At 53.5% G+C, this 16,022-nt stretch carries 24 protein-coding genes; 1 reads left to right on the top strand and 23 read right to left on the bottom strand.

Annotation, left to right across the window (positions count from 1 at the left end; genetic code table 11):
* Positions 1-16 precede the first annotated feature (16 nt).
* The 23 genes from HKX44_RS02365 to HKX44_RS02255 all read right to left on the bottom strand — a co-directional run bounded on the left by HKX44_RS02365 (position 17) and on the right by HKX44_RS02255 (position 15,300).
* Positions 17-361 (bottom strand): hypothetical protein, encoded by a 345-nt coding sequence (locus HKX44_RS02365; RefSeq protein ID WP_276149702.1) that lies wholly within the window; start codon positions 359-361, stop codon positions 17-19.
* 3 nt (positions 362-364) lie between these two features.
* A complete protein-coding gene (locus tag HKX44_RS02360) occupies positions 365-811 on the bottom strand; it encodes a phage tail tube protein (RefSeq protein ID WP_276149701.1) in 447 nt (148 codons plus the stop codon).
* Between the two features lie 39 nt (positions 812-850).
* The gene (locus HKX44_RS02355) at positions 851-1,204 is read right to left on the bottom strand and encodes a hypothetical protein (RefSeq protein WP_276149700.1); all 354 of its coding nucleotides are present in this window, start codon (positions 1,202-1,204) and stop codon (positions 851-853) included.
* Positions 1,204-1,455 (bottom strand): hypothetical protein, encoded by a 252-nt coding sequence (locus tag HKX44_RS02350; RefSeq protein WP_276149699.1) that lies wholly within the window; start codon positions 1,453-1,455, stop codon positions 1,204-1,206. Before HKX44_RS02350 ends, HKX44_RS02355 begins: the two co-directional genes overlap by 1 nt.
* A gap of 9 nt (positions 1,456-1,464) precedes the next feature.
* Complete coding sequence (locus tag HKX44_RS02345; RefSeq protein ID WP_276149698.1) at positions 1,465-1,836, bottom strand: hypothetical protein; 372 nt, start codon at positions 1,834-1,836, stop codon at positions 1,465-1,467.
* A gap of 441 nt (positions 1,837-2,277) precedes the next feature.
* Entirely contained in the window at positions 2,278-2,853 is a 576-nt protein-coding gene (locus HKX44_RS02340) for a hypothetical protein (RefSeq protein WP_276149697.1), read from the bottom strand.
* A 26-nt stretch (positions 2,854-2,879) separates the two neighbouring features.
* Complete coding sequence (locus HKX44_RS02335) at positions 2,880-3,353, bottom strand: hypothetical protein (protein ID WP_276149696.1); 474 nt, start codon at positions 3,351-3,353, stop codon at positions 2,880-2,882.
* 62 nt (positions 3,354-3,415) lie between these two features.
* Positions 3,416-3,865: a hypothetical protein gene (locus HKX44_RS02330; protein WP_276149695.1), complete on the bottom strand. Its 450-nt coding sequence runs from the start codon at positions 3,863-3,865 to the stop codon at positions 3,416-3,418.
* 89 nt (positions 3,866-3,954) lie between these two features.
* Positions 3,955-5,190, bottom strand: coding sequence for a phage major capsid protein (locus HKX44_RS02325; protein WP_276149694.1), 1,236 nt, complete (start codon positions 5,188-5,190; stop codon positions 3,955-3,957).
* Between the two features lie 105 nt (positions 5,191-5,295).
* On the bottom strand, positions 5,296-5,892 hold the full coding sequence (locus HKX44_RS02320) for an HK97 family phage prohead protease (protein WP_276149693.1): 597 nt from the start codon (positions 5,890-5,892) through the stop codon (positions 5,296-5,298).
* A complete protein-coding gene (locus HKX44_RS02315; RefSeq protein WP_276149692.1) occupies positions 5,885-7,174 on the bottom strand; it encodes a phage portal protein in 1,290 nt (429 codons plus the stop codon). The genes HKX44_RS02320 and HKX44_RS02315 overlap by 8 nt, the downstream gene beginning before the upstream one ends.
* Before the next feature lie 50 nt (positions 7,175-7,224).
* Entirely contained in the window at positions 7,225-7,404 is a 180-nt protein-coding gene (locus HKX44_RS02310; RefSeq protein ID WP_276149691.1) for a hypothetical protein, read from the bottom strand.
* Positions 7,401-9,077, bottom strand: a complete 1,677-nt coding sequence (locus HKX44_RS02305) for a terminase TerL endonuclease subunit (protein WP_276149690.1) — start codon at positions 9,075-9,077, stop codon at positions 7,401-7,403. Before HKX44_RS02305 ends, HKX44_RS02310 begins: the two co-directional genes overlap by 4 nt.
* Before the next feature lie 4 nt (positions 9,078-9,081).
* On the bottom strand, positions 9,082-9,537 hold the full coding sequence (locus HKX44_RS02300) for a phage terminase small subunit P27 family (protein ID WP_276149689.1): 456 nt from the start codon (positions 9,535-9,537) through the stop codon (positions 9,082-9,084).
* 661 nt (positions 9,538-10,198) lie between these two features.
* On the bottom strand, positions 10,199-10,597 hold the full coding sequence (locus HKX44_RS02295; RefSeq protein WP_276149687.1) for a hypothetical protein: 399 nt from the start codon (positions 10,595-10,597) through the stop codon (positions 10,199-10,201).
* Between the two features lie 277 nt (positions 10,598-10,874).
* Entirely contained in the window at positions 10,875-11,753 is an 879-nt protein-coding gene (locus HKX44_RS02290; RefSeq protein WP_276149686.1) for a transcription termination/antitermination NusG family protein, read from the bottom strand.
* Entirely contained in the window at positions 11,750-12,361 is a 612-nt protein-coding gene (locus HKX44_RS02285; RefSeq protein ID WP_276149685.1) for a hypothetical protein, read from the bottom strand. The genes HKX44_RS02290 and HKX44_RS02285 overlap by 4 nt, the downstream gene beginning before the upstream one ends.
* A gap of 206 nt (positions 12,362-12,567) precedes the next feature.
* Positions 12,568-13,185: a hypothetical protein gene (locus HKX44_RS02280; RefSeq protein WP_276149684.1), complete on the bottom strand. Its 618-nt coding sequence runs from the start codon at positions 13,183-13,185 to the stop codon at positions 12,568-12,570.
* The gene (locus HKX44_RS02275) at positions 13,185-13,571 is read right to left on the bottom strand and encodes a hypothetical protein (RefSeq protein WP_276149683.1); all 387 of its coding nucleotides are present in this window, start codon (positions 13,569-13,571) and stop codon (positions 13,185-13,187) included. Before HKX44_RS02275 ends, HKX44_RS02280 begins: the two co-directional genes overlap by 1 nt.
* Positions 13,568-14,287 carry a site-specific DNA-methyltransferase gene (locus HKX44_RS02270; RefSeq protein ID WP_276149682.1) on the bottom strand — a complete coding sequence of 240 codons (720 nt, stop codon included), beginning with the start codon at positions 14,285-14,287 and terminating at the stop codon, positions 13,568-13,570. The genes HKX44_RS02275 and HKX44_RS02270 overlap by 4 nt, the downstream gene beginning before the upstream one ends.
* Complete coding sequence (locus HKX44_RS02265) at positions 14,287-14,559, bottom strand: hypothetical protein (protein WP_276149681.1); 273 nt, start codon at positions 14,557-14,559, stop codon at positions 14,287-14,289. The genes HKX44_RS02270 and HKX44_RS02265 overlap by 1 nt, the downstream gene beginning before the upstream one ends.
* Complete coding sequence (locus tag HKX44_RS02260) at positions 14,549-14,890, bottom strand: hypothetical protein (protein ID WP_276149680.1); 342 nt, start codon at positions 14,888-14,890, stop codon at positions 14,549-14,551. The genes HKX44_RS02265 and HKX44_RS02260 overlap by 11 nt, the downstream gene beginning before the upstream one ends.
* Positions 14,887-15,300 carry a hypothetical protein gene (locus tag HKX44_RS02255; RefSeq protein ID WP_276149679.1) on the bottom strand — a complete coding sequence of 138 codons (414 nt, stop codon included), beginning with the start codon at positions 15,298-15,300 and terminating at the stop codon, positions 14,887-14,889. The genes HKX44_RS02260 and HKX44_RS02255 overlap by 4 nt, the downstream gene beginning before the upstream one ends.
* 349 nt (positions 15,301-15,649) lie before the next feature.
* On the opposite strand from HKX44_RS02255, the gene HKX44_RS02250 reads away from it, so the two are divergent.
* Entirely contained in the window at positions 15,650-15,991 is a 342-nt protein-coding gene (locus HKX44_RS02250) for a helix-turn-helix transcriptional regulator (protein ID WP_276149677.1), read from the top strand.
* Positions 15,992-16,022: the final 31 nt, after the last annotated feature.

Here is a 16,022-nt window from a genome sequence, read left to right as displayed (position 1 = left end):
TCAAAGCGCGATGGCTTTATTTCTTGGCGGGCTTCCGGCTGCGTCCGTTTCCCCCAGCGCCCTTTTTGGCTTCAGGAAACGCCTTTTCAGCAGCATCAGCCAAGGCACCCCCAGCCGCTTCGATGCCAACATTATCAATCAAATCGTAGGCCTCATCCTCGCCACCACCCTTCCCCGCATTCATCAACGGGCAAAGCAGCTGAACAAGTTTCTGGATGCGGAAACTACCCTCACCGCTCAGGGTCTGCATAGCCTCACCAAAGGGCATATCGTAGATCTCTTCGATAGTGGCCATTGCGCGCGCAGACAGCTTGATGATGTGCTGGCCGCCTTCCCATTTCAGTATATGTTCACCAATCATGGGTTATGCCGCCACTGCTGGGGTGAATGCCGAAACACCGGTGCGCTTGATTGTGCCAGAGGCTTCGGTGATCCCCTCAACCTCGCGCGTACCGCCGCTCAGTTCGACAAAGCCCTTGTATTCATAGATTGCGCCCGTTGCTTCGCCATCATCGGGTGACAGCGAGTGCCGCCATTCTGCGACGGTACCAGCAACTTCCAACGCATACAGCGCTGCATAGTCATCGCTGTTGAAGTTGAACGTAAAGTTCACATCGTTGACATCCTTCAATCCGGGCGCGTATTCCTTGGTCCGCCCAGGGGACCCCATATGAGTACGATCCTTTTTCTCAACTGAGTGTGTCGGCAGGTCTGCGGTTTTAAACTCTTTGACCCCCGCCCACGTCGATCCGCCATCGGTGGACCATTCAAGAACGTCCCCATAGCCAATGGTGCTGACAGATTCTGTCATTTTCTTTCTCCAGTTTTGATGATGCGGAGAGACCCGCGATTAGTCCCGGTAAGTAACCGAGAATGTCAGAGACACCCGCTGCAAGATGCTGGTGTCTCCCTCTATCCCGTCGCGGATCGCCTTCAGGAACACGCCCTGAACCGGTCCACCCCGGTATCCTTCAAGGAGGCCGCTTATGGCCTTACTGGCATCAAGCGCTTGCGGGTAATCCTCGCCATAGCAGTCAATTTGCAACCGCGCTTGCATGAGCCCCTTGCCACCCATGTGCATGTCGCGCTGACCACTGACCCGATAGATTGCAGCCCGCGGTAAGCTGGCTCCTTTTCCGAGGCTCCCCCATGCAATCGGAAAATCCAAGCCAGCAGTCAGCACACCATCCAAATGGTCTTCCATCAGCCAGAAACCATGTCGAAAATTGCCTGCAATTCAGACCCAACGACAACACTAAATGTAATCTGGCCATCCTCGAACTCGCTATCCACGCGGAACAAATCGCCTGCATCAACTTCGCACAACTTATCCAAACGGCCTTTGATCGGATCATCTTCGTGTGCTGTCTCAAGGTAGCACTCAAGCTCCAAAAGCCTGCTTTGGAATTCCATGAAATCGGTCGTAATCGTGAGATTTTGTATAATGTTCGCCATCAACTCCCCCTACTTGGCTGCACGGCGCGCCAGCGATTTTTGAATTTCCTCGAACAAGTCTGCGCCCAACGCTCGAAGCATCGTTCCACGGTTCGCTTCCCAAGCTGGTTGCAACATCGGGGATGCTGACACCGCCCCAACATACTTGCCTGACTCGTGGTATCGCGGCCCAGTCCCAAACTCGATCAGGTGCGCTTCAGGCGTACCTAAAGCACCACCCGGCGCACCAACGAACATGTTCAAAGTGCCACTGTCACGCTGCATGTGGCTGTCAGCAATTTGTCCACGGCTCACGCGCGAAGTAATCCTGAACACATCATCAGAGCTACCCGGCCAAAGCGCGTTGGCAAAATCCGCGACAGGTTTCAGTCGCTTTTTCATAACCCGCCGCCCAACACTCTTTGCCGTTGCTGTTGGAAGTTGCGCCAACAGCTGCTCCAACTCTTTGCCACCAGTCATTTTGAGCGACCTAGACATTAACCGCCTCGGGACTTAGCGGACCTTCGACAGTCAGGAATACGTTCCCACGCTGAGTGAAAGTATCAACCAATCGGACCTGATAGACCTCCGATGAGGCGATAATCGTCATCAAAAACTCTGGACGGATCGCCCGAGTTTTCAAGGTGGCGACCAACCGAACACGTAGGCTTTGACGTCCTGCGACCCGCCCGCCGTCCTTTGCAACATCACCTCGCTGATGGATAAGCTCCACCCATTCAGTACAGTGAAGAGACAACGGCGTTTTGGTCGACCCAAGCCGTCCACGCACTCCAGGCGTCTTGTCCTCGAAGGTAACCTTATGCCCGCGCTTACCCGCCCCCATCAGAAGTGCGGCCTTGTGTATGGGCGAAGGTCACCTGCAACACCGCGCGGAAGGTCAGATGCTGTTGTCCCAACAAGAACCGCTTCAACATTTACGTAACGATGGGCGACAAGATCAAGGATCGCCAACCGGATCGCACCCGGCACGTCGGAAGGCTCATTACCATATCCGGCACGGTAGGTGATAGAAACCGCGTCATCGCGATCAAAGGTTTTCGGCCAAGCATAGCCAGCCGCAAGCCTGATGTATGATCCTGACGCATCCGCATGAAGTGAATATGCGTCATTCGCTAGGGTTCGCAGTTGATTGTTTTCGTCATAATAGGTGACTGCAAGAACCAATTGGACAGGGTCCAACACCAACCGAATCCGCTCAATTGTCGCAAAACCACCAGACACATCGGCCCAGTCTTGAGAAATCAAAGCACGGCCCAGAATACCATCGACACCATCAAGGTGCGAAACAACCGATTCAATGAGCATTTCGATTTGGTCATTGTCGTCATCTTCAAATTGCCGAACTCTGTGCTTAGCAGCAGCCAAATCAACGGGAGTGCGAACAGGTTTTTCGATCAATACAGAGCGCATGGGTTCAAACAGACTTAAGGCGCACTGGACCGAACGCTGCTAGCGGGTGCCAGATCAGGGTTCGGTGCTTGAACAGCGGGCGGAGTTGGGTTCACAACAGGTCGGATGAATTCGGGGAATAAATCGTCCAATTCTGCTCGCGTCAGATCAGCAGCACCGGTTAGCTCTTTGACCCGATCCATCGCGGGCTTACCTGATGCGGTCCAATCGTCATCCGCTTCTGTAGACAGCTGATCCAGTGCCTTCTTGATCGCGTCTGGCGTCTTTTTCGCGGCATCCTCCTGAGACTTCCGAAGAGCTGCGGCGCGCTCATCGACTTCGACCTGACGCGGATCAATCGATGTGTTTTCACGGGCGGCCGGGCCAACGCGCTCTGCATCGCCCGCCGCGATCAAAGCCTCACCCAGCTTGTTGTCGACTGAGACTGTTTCTCCCGCGTCTGCACAGAGTTGCGCGTTAGCGATGATGGTTTTCAATTTAATGTCCATGTTGGATACCCTCTCAAATGGGGATGGGGTCAGACTGGCATGTTCACCAGCCTGAGGAGTAATCAAACTTCAGCGGGTGATCGCACTACCGTAGCTACACCAGCCCCTGCCACATCGATCGGCACCTTGCGCGCACCGTAGCGGATGGCAATTACACTGCCGAAAGCAATGTTGGCCGTGTTTGAGGCACGGTTGACACGGAGATAGCGCTCCGTTGGCCGGAACACATCCACGGCCAAGAACTGCGCGTTTAGATCATCATCAACAGCGCTTGTCAGCGTTGCGACAGCACCGACAAGATCGACCATTCCGCCACCCGCATTCGCAGCGCTTTGCTGCACCTTGATTTCTGCGACTGCGGTTGCCGCGCTATCGTCAATGCTAGCCATAAACACGACACCTTCAAATCCTGCCATATCAATGATCGCGGTATCATCATCAGTGTTTGAGGCGGCAGCAATTGCATTGCCCAGCACAAGCGGTGCGAGGTTATTCAAAAGATTGGGATTCATGTCAGAATTCCTTGTTTGGGGTCACATAAAAAGTGAGGGCAAGCGCTGCCCTCACCACAAAACCATCAGGCTCGAATTACCTTTGAAGGTTAGGCAGCCGCCAATTTCACGCGGGCAAACGCTTCGGCCAAAACCGGCGCGCCGTCGCCCTCATAGCGACCAATGAAGCCGACCTGATTGGTTTCGGCATAGAGTTCGGTAAGGCGTTGAATTTGCATAACCAGACTGTCCAGAATCCAATAATGCGAAAAGTCACCCAACAACCCGACGTAATTGCCGGCACCGATAGTATTTGGGACGAATTCTGACATGCGCGACGGACGCCCAAGCAGACGATCTGGCTCCCCATCCCGCATGCTTTCCCGCCAAATGAATTGGCCATCTGCATCGGTCAGTTTCGCAATTTGCTTCATTGTGTCGCGATGGAACAGCCAATTGGAATTCGCCCAATACCCAGCTTTCAGAGAGTATTTTGCAGAGATCAAGCCCTTTGCGGTGACCTCGGTGGTCGTGTTGTCTTCAGACACATCCCGACTGGCGGGAATGCCATCCTTGGAAGCCACAAAACAGCCCAACGGCTTCTTATCGCCGTTGCCGATCATATAGGATTTCTCTTGTGTGATCCCAAACTTGTATCCAAGGCGCTGCCGCACCAAGGTTTCAGGCGCAAGCGCTGCCGTCCGCAAAAGCTGCTGAGAGATTTTGATCCGCTTTGCCATGGGGTGCGGCATCATCACACGCTTACCAAAGCCCATGCCACTGTCATTCCCGCCCGTCGACAGTTCAGTGGTCCAGTCCGCGTCCTCAGGGTCCGCGTCCAATGTCGGAATGCCAATTGACGCCGCTTGCGTCATCGGAATTACGTTGGCCAGTTTACGAATGACAACTTCGTCATCCATCGCTTTTATCAACAGGTTCACGAAGGTTTCCGGCATCACCAAGAAACCACCTTCAGTGTTAACGCCAGCCGACAGATCCCGGAATTCCTGCGCCCCCTCACCGCTCACCTGACCAGTTGTAAGAAATGAGCGCAGTGTATCCAGAAGTTTATCCGCGCGGTCACGGCGCTCACCGCCATCCCCACCAGCAGAACCATTGCGTTCTTCCTCTGCTTCCGCCGCCTCCGACAACTCGCGCTCGACTTCCCGTTGCCGTTGCTCACGTTCGATGGTCTGACGCAACTCATCCGCTTCTGCGAACATTTTGTCATACTGCGTCGTTTCATCATCGGTCATTGACCGCTTTTCATCTTTGGCTGTCGTCAATAGCGACCGCGCATCTTTGATCAACTTGGCGCGTTTTTCGATCATTTCCTTAAGTGTCATGGTAGTCCTCTCGCTTGTTCAGGTGACGACACGCCACCAGTTTAGGCCCCGTAAAGAGGCTCTAGGGATTGAATTTTCAGGGGATGACTAAGCCGTTGGTCGCCTTTACAGGCCGATCAAATCCAGCCGTCGCAGTTCGTCGTCGTAATTTGGCACATTACGCATTTTGCGCTCTGTGTCCCACGCGCCCATTGAGCGCAGTGCGAGTTCAGTTTGTGGATAGGCTGGGAACGTCACCGGAGAAACGTCAAACAACTCAACCTCAATCAAGGTCCGCACGATGGCACCATCGACTTCGTCCCAGCTGTCCTTCTTTGTTCGAAAACCGAAAGACATTTGATCGACATTACCAAGTCGAACACTTTCCCGCAGATCGCGCGCGGTATTGGTGTCTGGCAATGTAATCTCACATCGCAACCCGCGCTGATCTTCCAACAAACGCAAAGTGTTTGCTTTTGTTCGGCCAAGGATCAGGTTTGTGTCATGATTGAACAGTGCCCGAATATCCCCGCCAATGGTGTTTGCAAAAGCACCTTGAGCGATGCGCTCGCGAAACCCACCCAAATCTTCTGAGGTTTCATCAAACAACGCCGCATACCCCATCAGAACAGCTGGTTCATCGTCACCTTCTGCACGAACTTCCATCCCCTGTGCTTGGAAATATCGACGTTCAATTTTGCTATCTGGATCAACCTTAGGCATGTTGTTGCGCCCTCCTTTGTTCTGTTTCCAGTGCCTTTTGCACCGCTTGATCAATCATTTCTTGGACAGTGCCATCAATGCCTGGCACATTTTCCAGCCCGCCAAGACTGTCAATTGGAACCGTCGCACCCTGCACAAAGAAATCATTCCCGCCATCGTACGGATTCATGTCTTCCGCTTGACGAATTTCATTCGGGTTCATCGCACCGATGTAAAACATTGCTCGATAGAAAGCTGAACGCGCAGAGGCATCGCCACGTAACAGCCCCTTCATATCCAGACCAACCGAAACACCTGACGCCCGATCTGCTGCCGACAACAAATATGAATTGAACCGCATCTCAATGCGACGCACCCAACGCAAAATCGTATCTACGACAAACTCAATGGCCTGATGCTCAATATTTGAGAATGTCGCAGCGCCCATTTCTCCAACCTTATGGGGCGGCACAAGGAAGATACGTGCAATGTCGCCAACGCTGAACTTTTGCAGTTCAAGATACTGCGCGTCATCCATCGTCATGCCGATCTGTTCCCACGTCATACCACCATCAAAGACCGCTATCTTGCCTGCATTCTCCGGCCCCTTGTGCCTTTTGTTCCAACTATCACGCAATGCTGCCACCGCATCCGGGCTAAGCGCCTCAGGCACCATCAACGCCCCCTTTGGTTGCGCCGAGTTTTGATAGAATGACCGCAGAAACCGATTTGCCGACAGCGCATTACCGATGGTCTGGCGGTGTGTTGCGATAGGTGACAAGCTGCGCACGCCGTCCAACATCTTATGCGGGATGCGCAACACCTCATCATCGAACAGAACCCGCACCGGCCCGGCACCATCTTCCCACCAACGGTATTGTAGTCGACCATTACGATTGCGAAACGGTTCAATATGATCCGGCAATATTGGGGGCAGTTCACGCACCCGCCCATCGCGCCCCAACACAATCCGGGCGTAACTGTCACCGCGTAGGGCCGTGTGACTGATCTGCATTTCACGCCACTCAAATGACGTCATGCCCGCCACCGGCATGTCATGTAGAACACCGTAAAGCGGATGATCCACCATCTTCGATTGCGATGTCCCGCCGGTTGCCGTCACAGACTTCTTGTAGACATGGAGCGGTAGCGCCGCGATGGTTTCTGAAATCAACGCCACACAAGCATAGACCGCCGTCACCCGCATTGCCGATTGCGCATTAACTGCCACGCCGTCAGGATCGCCAAACATCTGCGCCAGCATCGGGTCACGCGGATGTTTCGGGTCAACCAGTTCTCTCACTTCCCCAGGTTCAATCACGCTGGATGCGATAGAATTCAAGAACCCTACCATCAGGACTTCACCCCAAAGATAGCAATGCCCGTCAGGATCACACCTGGGCCAATAAAACCGGCAGGCGGATAGACCAGCCATGCGCCATATCCAATCAGCGACACTCCCAAGACAGCCAATGCATCACGCATATAGCCACTTGAATTGGGAACAACTGGTTGGTTTTTGTCTTCAATCATATCAGGCCCCCACGCGCCAAAATTCTTTCACTTGTCAGCTTGTCACCATCGCCTTCGTCCTTCGAGGCAACGCCAATGGCATTAACCAAGGCCGCTATCCCGTCGATACGTTGAATCGACTTGGCCTTTGTCGGCTTGATGTTCCCAGCCGCATCCGTCTCGACGGCGACAACCTTTGCATGCCGGTCCAGCACTGGATTGTTTCCATGATACAGCGCATTCGACATTACCAACCGCTCCAGTTCTTTAGACGGCGGCGACATTGACACAAACCCTTGCTGAAAATACTCAATCGGCAAGCCTTCTTGACCAATCTCAATGGTCACTTGCGTAGCGTTGTAACGGTCAACGCCGATGTTCTGAATCTCGAACCGCTCAGCATCTTCAAACAACGCCTTTTTTATGAACGCGTAATCCACCACGTTGCCTGATGTCGCAGTGATAGCGCCCTCTTTGACCCATCGGTCATAGGGAAGCCGGTCCCTTTTTGAATGTTCTTCGATCAGATCTTCGGGTTTAAAAAACCGAGCAACAACTGTAGGCACATCAAGCCCATCCTGCACCGGAAACCAATGAACAAACGACGATAAATCACTTACGGCTGACAGGTCGATACCGCTGAAACAGCGCAAGCCAGTCAACCGACCGTCCAATTCTTTCCAATCAACAGGTCCAGCGCAATACTTCCATCCAAATCGCCGTCCCTTGTCGTCGGACATGTCGATGGGCAACCAACGCACGGCCTGCTCTGACCAGATATTGAGGTGATACGCCTTAAATGCGTTTTCCAACCGCGGAGAACTTAACGCCCTTTTTGCATCGGCTCTCATTGTATCCAGTTTTTTCGAAACCCCGAGGTTTGGATTGGCGCGAAACCACGTTTCTTCTTTGGTCCAATCGTCTTGTTCAGGGTGCGCAGCATAGACCACCACAAGAGTCTCTGGATCGTCCAGTGTGCCATCAAGGATTTTCTCGCATTCGTCCCAGACTTCGGCTCCATAACCACCTTTCTTGCCAGCAGTCGAAATCAAAAACTCCAACGGTTGCCGCCTGTTTCCTTGGCTATCATGCATGAACTGATATAGATCAGGGCCGGGCCATTCGTGAATTTCATCCCCGATCAATCCACTGGCTGCCATCCCGTGCTTCCCTTTTCCTGTACCAGACAACGGCTTGAACGACGCATTCAACGTGCTGCAGTAAATAGCGGTTTTCAAACACACCAACGTATCTTGAAGAGGGTCAGATTTCCCGACCATGGTCGACGCCTTGCTGAACACAATCGCCGCCTGATCTTTGTCGGCAGCGATGGAATATACTTCACCCCCTTCTTCCGCGTCTCCAAGCAACATCAACAACGCGATGCCTGCTGCCATTTCTGTCTTGCCGTTCTTCCGAGGTATCCAGACGTAGCATCGGCGAAAACGCCGGGTACCATCGGGACGTTTCCAGCCAAACAGCGGGCGAACGATGTCATCTTGCTGCCAATCCTCAAGAACAAATGGACGGCCCGCCCATTCGCCCGAGGTAAATCGCAAGTACTTTGGGAAGAAACCAACAGCTGCATCTGCAGCCTTTTCATCAAACCAAAAATCACCGTCGACCCAAAGTTGCCGATCGTGATCAAACTTGGCCCTCTTTCCAACGCCGCGCGGCCTGCATTCAACAGCCACGAGATTAGTTCAACATACCGACAGGTGAAGACTTCGGCTCACTCTCATTGTCAGTGTCAGACTGATTAAATAAATCCGGTGCCACCGAGGCGGCAGCTTTTGCCGCAAACAACCTTTGCCGATCTGCGGGGTTCAACGCAAAGCTGGCTTCCGCGGCTTGCAAGTCCCGATCCAACCGCTGCGACATCGGTACAGCTGGGTGGGGCCGAATGTAGTTTCCATGATCGCTCTCGGGTTTGTAGGTCATCCCCTCTGATTCGATCATTTTGGAAAGAGTGACCCACCGACCAAAGTTCTCGCAGTAGCGCCCAAATGTCAGTGTATCGATCCGTTGCAGGATGCGCATCGCGCTCAGTTTTGGGGCCAGATATTCCCAAACTTTCTGGCCTTCTTCATTGAGCCAATCAGGCGGCACCATCTCTCCTGAGGCACCACCAACTTGCTCGACAAGTTCTTCCATCTTCTGTGTCTTGATTGGGCGACGACCAGAATTCCCCTTGGCTTTCTTGACAGCCGCAGGTTCCGGTGCTGGCCCCCTACGCTTACCAGCCATGGCCTATTACCTCATTTCCCAAAAAAAAGTTTCCCCAAAACCTGCGCGCATATTTGTTTCGTTTGCTGCCGGTCCCAGTTTGTTAAGGTTCTGGAGATTGACATACCCCCTCCCCTCAGACACGCAGACGCGCCGCCAAATCCAGCGCCACGCGACTTGTCAGTGATAAATCTGATCGGCTGATTGCCCCAGCAAGATATTCCCGCTCCAACATTTGCTTAACCACATCATGATGCCAACGACAGCACGCTTGCCAGTTGGTGCGGTCCCAAAACAACGCCTTATCGCCCTTGTGAGGCACAATATGGTCTGTAACCTCAGTCCGCTGGTCAAAACCAGCCAACTCGCAAGCCAAGCAAATGCGATGTTTTCCCAAGAACGCCCGCGACGCCTTGTCCCACTTGGTTGTGTATCCCCGCTCACGTGATGAACCACGCCGCTTGTCATACTCTTTCACCTGTTCGGAGCGAGACGGTGCATGGGGCGCACGAAAGGTATTTGGCATAGTTGGCATTTGACAAATAGGGCCAAGCGTTCTCGCCGGCCCTATTCTATGACAGTCAGTAATCTAACCAAAGACCATCTCGTTAGGCCGGTAGTGACTGCCATATAGCCGAACAAGCACCCCCAGTTTCGCACCCGGTCCACCCACATCACTCAGCGCAGACAGCCGCCCTGACAACGGCCAACCAAATTCCGCACCCTGAACCAATGGGACGGCTTTGTCGGGGGACGCAGTGCTTACATAATTTGCCACATCGCTGCATCCAATCTGCATGTTGGGCACCCCAGCGGTTAGCACCTGCACATCACCACCTTCGAGGCCATCGACAGCAACGATGCTCAGGCCATCGTCAACAGCCAGGTCAATCACGGGAGGTGCATCGATTTCATTGATGTTAACGGATGCCGTCGCAAAGAGCGTCGACGCGAGAAGGGCCATACCTGCAAGGATTAGTGTTTTCATGATTGTCTCCAATTGAGTTTAAGAGGCGCAACCGCGCACCACATACAAAAATGGCCCGCGCTTTACAGCCGGGCCTTTGTGTTCTTCCATTGCGTCGCACTTGCTAATCTCGGGTTTGGCTATCGCCTAGTCCCAGATACTCGGGTCCACGGTGTTGCCCTTCCAAGCTATCGCTTGTGTTACCTCTTTGGCAGGGACCGCTTTGGATCGTCCTGATTCGCTCCTAGCACCGTCAATTTGCACAGGTCAAGAACTTTGTTGGCGTCATGAATTCCGATCACAGACGCCGCACTCGCTCCTTCCAAACAGCCAAAGCCCTTTCTTTACTGGACGAAAACAACGCGCCACGAGCATCACATTCACAGCATTTCAGGTGGTGCTTTTTTTGCTCATCATGTGCCGCGACCATCTCACAGCCACACCGCAAACATGCCGGCGCACCAGATGACAACTCGCCAACAAGTGCGACACCGGTCGCGGCAGCGCCCTCGCTACGATTGACCACTGCCATTTCATCAAACAGCAATGCCACAGGCGTTTCGCGCCCAAATAGGTTTATCGCAACACGCGCACCCTCTCCCTCAACATCGATAACCAACCCGTCAAAATCTACAAATGGACCAGCTGTAACGCTCACTGTGTCACCCGCTGCAACACGCTCCGCTTCCCTCCGAACGGCAGGCAATACGCCGTCTCCCCAGCGCTTCATCAGCCTTGCAACAACCTTGGAACAAACCCGAACTGGCTTACCGCCCGAACCCATCACACCTGAAATAACGCGCAGCGACGTCAATTCATGCCAGCGCGCCTGCCCTTCAGGCCAACCGACAAACATCCAATCTGCCACAAGCGGAAAGGAAACCAACTCCTGCTCCGATGTGAACCTATGTCTCTTGCGCCACCTTTTCTTGACCGGCAAGAACACCGAGAACCCCGCTTTCTTGAGGATATGTTCCGGCACAAACACACGATCACCCGTGCCCGGCTTTCGGCGCTTAACCACGTGGCCTGACCTTGTTCGCACGTCCCGACGATCCCCACCCAACATAGCCGAGCGACGATGACCATTGGTTGGCGCAACCATGCGAACGGCATACCACTGCAACACATCCAATCGCGCTGCGCCTTCGAGATGTTTTGGTTTGATGTGCATCATGCGGCACCCCCGCTTTCTGCCAGCCAGCCCCGCAACATGGCTTCGGTTTCCTCGAACCTCGCAAGCCAATGTATATCGCCCGGATCAGACAGCGCCCCGCGACCCCGGCGTTCCACCAACCGCGCAGCCTTTGGCCCGATCTCGGATGCCCGCGACGCAACCAACCGCTTATGCGTTTCTGCGTATGGCGGGTGCTTGTGTCTTGTCCAAAACTCGAACTCAGCAACCAACCGACCCTCTACCAACGCCGCCTCGCGACCAGCTGCGCTGATGAACCAATCCTTGAGCCTTGGCAGATCAGCAATCGGGCGCGGATGAACGCTTTCGGCAAAGCCTAAGATGCTGACACGACCGGGCCAGAAAGTCTTTTTCGTGCCATCGCCCTTGGACCGCATGCACAATCGCAAACGCCCCAACTCGACATCGCTCAAGTGCGTCAGATCATCAGCCATTTGGTTCAGCCGCTTAACCTGAACCTCCTCCGATGTGCCCCGCTCAAAGCGCATCCCCTCAGCCGCCAAGGGCGCGATGAACAACCTGCGCACCCGATCCCTCTTTGTCTCCGGTTGCACCTGATCAACCGTCTGCTGGTGTTCTGTTGCCTGCATTTCCCCATGCCCCTTTTCTCAGCAATTCCAAGTTATCCACAGGCCAAGCCGCTCAAAGTTTGGCGCTGCCAGTAATGTCTTTTCATTTCATTTCTTCTCTTTTCCTTTCAGCCGCGCGATTTTTGGAAGAAATGAAAACCTCCAAAAACAGGAAATTTCCTTCCAATTTTTTTTTAAAATCTTCCTGCGGAAGGTTTTGGGAAGTTTTAGAGACGTGATGACAAGTCACTTACGGCCTCCTTCACGCGCCTAAGCGTCGCACTGCCACCAGGATAGTGCCGAGCAATCCAGTCGCTTATGTCATTCACCATGTCATCGCTACTGGCGAGGTGCTTCATGCTCACTTGGCCCTTTAGGTGACCAACAATCGTTCCCAACCGCTTGCGCATTCTATCATCGGCATTTTTTGCAGCATTCGCTTGACTGCCCTTGAGCGCATCAAGAACAAATTCCCTAACAACCGGGTGCGCCCACCGCATTTCCCCGTTGTCGCATCGCGTAAGATACCAGTTTCGAAGCGGCGATAACTCACGCCTCAACAAGCTTTGAAACTTGTCGGTTGACATGTGCAGCATGAAGGCCAAATCGGATTCATCAGTTGGCAAAGTACCAATCGGCGTTTCGTCCTGAGACTTGAAGAACAACTCCATTGCGTAAAACCCGACCTCAGGGTCTTTGTAAGCTTTCTTTCGCGTGTCACTCCCCCGCCACCGCTTCAGATGCCAAGGCAGAAAATAATGAGCATCCAGACGGTCAGAAGATGAAATCGGATAATCATCGATTTCATCGGAATCGACCAGTTTGACGGATGGCGTAATGCTCATCACTGCCCCCTTTCGGCTGCGCGGGCCTGCCGGTCCGACAACCAGGCCGACTGCACATGACTTACGTGCCGCCGCGCCGCGCGCGTCAGATCGCGGATACCCGCATCCTTCTTTTCGTATTTCCCAATGCGCCAGATCAAACTGGACAGGGCCATGCGATGACCCCACTTGCGCAATTCCGCCGTGCCCGCCCGTTCGCAGCGGGTGCAGCAATAAATCTGCCAACTGCGGCGCGGCTCAAATTCCAAACCGCAATCTGGATTAAAACAGATGCCGGCCCGCCACGGCGTTGCCCCTGAAAGCTCGACATGCGCGAAACTGCGGAAGTCTTCTGGTTCATTATGCCGTGTCACGGCATTTACAGGGCCGGGCATTAGCAAGGTCATTCCGCCACCTTGGCAAGATGGGCCGCTGTGACGGACTTTACAGCCCCTTCAAAATGGCGAGGCTCTTTCTCAATACCGATGCCAGCGCGGCCCGTTTCGATGCACGATAGCATTGTGGTTCCTGACCCCATGAACGGATCAAGAACCAAATCGCCCTGATTTGACGAATTCAGCACGTAGTGAGAAAACAAAGGCACCGGCTTTTCTGTCTCATGATCACCACGCTTCGGCGCGTTCAGTGTAAAGAGTTGCTTGGAACCGCAGTCGTTTATCCCCTTGGGATCGGCGAGACCCTTCCACAGGTACAGGGTGAATTCGAGGTTTTTCATATACCAGCGATTGCGCGTGGCCCTCACCTTGTCCCACACCAGCAGGTTATGAAACTGCCACCCAGCGCCTAGGAACGCCCCACCCGCCGCAAAGATGTTCTTGTCGTTGGACATCACATAGCAGTCAGCATTGGCCGCGCAGGCACGGAACAACGGTCCGCCCATTTCGTGCCAAGGCATGACATCCATTAAGGCCCCGTCATTGGCGTATTTTTCATGTGCAAACATGCCGCCCATTGACTGTTCAACCGTGCCGCCACTGGTCAACAGATATGGCGGGTCGGTAACAATAAGGTCCGCCTTCGCGTCCAGCAACGGAAGCACTTCACGCATATCGCCCAAAATCAGGCGGCAATTGCCTATCGTGACTTCGCGCTGGATACCCATCACGCAAGCCCCACTTCCGCCAAGCGACTGCGTACACCGGCCAGCACCCAGCCCCCGTCAAACCCCGCAATCGCGCAAACTTCGAAAAAATCACGCGAACCGAACCAAGCCAGCGCCCGTCGTGTATCAATTTTCGGGCCCAGTAGCGTCGGGTTATGCTTGAGCGCCAAACGCAATTGCTCTTCGATCACAGCACACCAAAGCGCACGGCAGGCGCGCGGGCAGACGTTGTGACCTTTGATCTGGTTGGTATTGGGAGCCTCAAGCATCATGCCGACGCCCCACATTATCCATCAACGCACACCAAGTGACGAAAAATCCAAAGAACCAGGTGGCAAAATCCCAAATACTATCGAATATGACCAATGGGGCGTACCCACCGTTAGGCATGTCGAAATAGAATTCCTTAAACAGGATCAGCGCCGCGCCAACCCAGAACAACCAAAGAGGCCAATCACGCAGAACAATCCAAACCGTGAGCGGTGAAATTATTCCGATGTGAGCCAGCGTGTCGGAAACGAACCCGATGTATTGCCCGCGAATTACGTCAGCTCCAGCCGTTGAAAGACTGGAATGCAACAGCGTTTCGAACTCCCCCATCATCTTTGGCCTATCCTCGTCATGACTTCTGCGCGGGTATCTTCCCCAACAAAAATGGCGGCGGTTTGAAAAATACCATGGGTAGAGCCAACGATTACCAAGTCTGTCAGTGAAGGCGTGGTGGCCCCGGAAAGCCAGTTCTGTACAGTGCGCTCAGATACGGAAATGCGAGGTGCCCACAATGACGCAAGCTCACGGTCAGACGCATCCGGATACGGTTGACGTAACAGCCGGTTGAATCGCTCCTGAGCATATTCCGCCGCCTCAACCCGATTTGCCGTGAAAGACCTTTCGCGCCGCCCAAAAAGAAACTTGAAGCCAGACCACACAAAATCACGCTTTCTAAGCTCTCGCTTTGAGAAAGATATTTCCGCTTTGGCGCTGCTATCATTGTTTTGAAAGTGAGGTTCCATTCTATGCCCGCCCAAATGAAAGAAGACATCTACAATGCAAATAAGTCACTCTGCATCGCCTTTACTCCCTGCCTCGGTTGGGGCTGGGTTTGCAGCGATGTGAGCCCGTATGCGGTCAATGGTATCCGCCCTTGGAAATGACTGACCTGACGCCCATTTTTCCCAAGTTGTGCCGCTTAGCCCAACCATTTTTTGAATTACCGTGCCCGGCTGTCGTCCGCAGCGCTCAGCGTATTCACGAACTTCTTCAAGAAACTTATCCATGTGACAGAACTAGGTTTAAAAACCTACTCAGTCAAGGGGTTTTAAACCTAGTGCTGAATGCCGCACAATGTGGGATCAAAAACCCATGACCAGCCCAACCTTCACTGAGCGCCTTAGAGCCAAAATCGACGCGGACCCCAACCTCACGGAAGCAGGGTTAGCAAAAAAAGCGAATTTGGACACAAGTACCATTCGACAAATGCTTGCCAAAAACCGCTCGCCGAGAATGAACACTGCAGAGAAAATCTGTCGCGCACTTGGCACAACAGTCGAAGAATTCATGCTCGACAGCGATTCCAAAGAAGAGAGAGATATTGCTCTCCTAGTATCTCGGCTATCACTCGATCTCCGCCAGAAGCTCTTAAGTTACGGAGAAGGACTTCTTGACGCTCAAGATCATACTCCTGAAGAATCTGACGAAGAATAGCAATTACCTCTATACGGCCCATACACCCCTA

It is taken from the genome of Sulfitobacter sp. M05 (assembly GCF_029285175.1).
Lineage (GTDB): Bacteria > Pseudomonadota > Alphaproteobacteria > Rhodobacterales > Rhodobacteraceae > Sulfitobacter.
This window is presented reverse-complemented; position numbering and strand designations above follow the sequence as displayed.

Excerpts from the sequence above, each read along its gene's own strand:
- HKX44_RS02255 (WP_276149679.1), bottom strand. The coding sequence starts at position 15,300 with ATGGAACCTCACTTTCAAAACAATGATAGCAGCGCCAAAGCGGAAATA.
- HKX44_RS02335 (WP_276149696.1), bottom strand. The coding sequence starts at position 3,353 with ATGGACATTAAATTGAAAACCATCATCGCTAACGCGCAACTCTGTGCA.
- HKX44_RS02360 (WP_276149701.1), bottom strand. The coding sequence starts at position 811 with ATGACAGAATCTGTCAGCACCATTGGCTATGGGGACGTTCTTGAATGG.
- HKX44_RS02325 (WP_276149694.1), bottom strand. The coding sequence starts at position 5,190 with ATGACACTTAAGGAAATGATCGAAAAACGCGCCAAGTTGATCAAAGAT.
- HKX44_RS02290 (WP_276149686.1), bottom strand. The coding sequence starts at position 11,753 with ATGATGCACATCAAACCAAAACATCTCGAAGGCGCAGCGCGATTGGAT.
- HKX44_RS02300 (WP_276149689.1), bottom strand. The coding sequence starts at position 9,537 with ATGGAAGAACTTGTCGAGCAAGTTGGTGGTGCCTCAGGAGAGATGGTG.
- HKX44_RS02270 (WP_276149682.1), bottom strand. The coding sequence starts at position 14,287 with ATGGGTATCCAGCGCGAAGTCACGATAGGCAATTGCCGCCTGATTTTG.
- HKX44_RS02275 (WP_276149683.1), bottom strand. The coding sequence starts at position 13,571 with ATGACCTTGCTAATGCCCGGCCCTGTAAATGCCGTGACACGGCATAAT.
- HKX44_RS02285 (WP_276149685.1), bottom strand. The coding sequence starts at position 12,361 with ATGCAGGCAACAGAACACCAGCAGACGGTTGATCAGGTGCAACCGGAG.
- HKX44_RS02345 (WP_276149698.1), bottom strand. The coding sequence starts at position 1,836 with ATGAAAAAGCGACTGAAACCTGTCGCGGATTTTGCCAACGCGCTTTGG.
- HKX44_RS02265 (WP_276149681.1), bottom strand. The coding sequence starts at position 14,559 with ATGATGCTTGAGGCTCCCAATACCAACCAGATCAAAGGTCACAACGTC.
- HKX44_RS02310 (WP_276149691.1), bottom strand. The coding sequence starts at position 7,404 with ATGATTGAAGACAAAAACCAACCAGTTGTTCCCAATTCAAGTGGCTAT.
- HKX44_RS02350 (WP_276149699.1), bottom strand. The coding sequence starts at position 1,455 with ATGGCGAACATTATACAAAATCTCACGATTACGACCGATTTCATGGAA.
- HKX44_RS02355 (WP_276149700.1), bottom strand. The coding sequence starts at position 1,204 with ATGGAAGACCATTTGGATGGTGTGCTGACTGCTGGCTTGGATTTTCCG.
- HKX44_RS02280 (WP_276149684.1), bottom strand. The coding sequence starts at position 13,185 with ATGAGCATTACGCCATCCGTCAAACTGGTCGATTCCGATGAAATCGAT.
- HKX44_RS02365 (WP_276149702.1), bottom strand. The coding sequence starts at position 361 with ATGATTGGTGAACATATACTGAAATGGGAAGGCGGCCAGCACATCATC.
- HKX44_RS02250 (WP_276149677.1), top strand. The coding sequence starts at position 15,650 with ATGACCAGCCCAACCTTCACTGAGCGCCTTAGAGCCAAAATCGACGCG.
- HKX44_RS02320 (WP_276149693.1), bottom strand. The coding sequence starts at position 5,892 with ATGCCTAAGGTTGATCCAGATAGCAAAATTGAACGTCGATATTTCCAA.
- HKX44_RS02330 (WP_276149695.1), bottom strand. The coding sequence starts at position 3,865 with ATGAATCCCAATCTTTTGAATAACCTCGCACCGCTTGTGCTGGGCAAT.
- HKX44_RS02295 (WP_276149687.1), bottom strand. The coding sequence starts at position 10,597 with ATGAAAACACTAATCCTTGCAGGTATGGCCCTTCTCGCGTCGACGCTC.
- HKX44_RS02260 (WP_276149680.1), bottom strand. The coding sequence starts at position 14,890 with ATGATGGGGGAGTTCGAAACGCTGTTGCATTCCAGTCTTTCAACGGCT.